The following is a 398-nucleotide window of genomic DNA, read 5'->3' as shown; positions in this document are numbered from 1 at the left end:
GCCGGCACCCGAGTGGTCAGGACCGTCAAGCACAAGCCTCACCTTACCTCCGGTGTGACAGCCGCTCAGACGATGATAGTTTTCTATCAACTTCTGCTAGACGTTGTTGTCGCCTGACGAGAGGATCTGCGAGATGACCACGACGCCCCTCGACCGCATGCGCCGCGCTTCGGGCGGCTTCGCGATGCTCGCGATCGACCAGCGAGAGGCACTGCGCGCCATGATGCGCGAACGGCTCGGCCGGAACATCCCCAACGACGAGGTCACCGGTTTCAAGGTGGCCGCGGCCCGGGTGCTCACTCCCTATGCGTCCGCGGTGCTGGTAGACCGTCAGTTCGGCTGGGACGCCGTCGTCGACGCGGCCGTCGTCGATCCGGGCTGTGCCATGATCGCCGCAG

1 pseudogene is annotated in these 398 nt (G+C 65.3%); it reads left to right on the top strand.

Annotation, left to right across the window (positions count from 1 at the left end):
- Positions 1-133: 133 nt before the first annotated feature.
- Positions 134-398: pseudogene (locus ELR45_RS38010) on the top strand (aldolase); the annotation flags it as partial.

The organism is Phytoactinopolyspora endophytica (genome assembly GCF_004138495.1).
Classification (GTDB): Bacteria; Actinomycetota; Actinomycetes; order Jiangellales; family Jiangellaceae; genus Phytoactinopolyspora; species Phytoactinopolyspora endophytica.
This window is presented reverse-complemented; position numbering and strand designations above follow the sequence as displayed.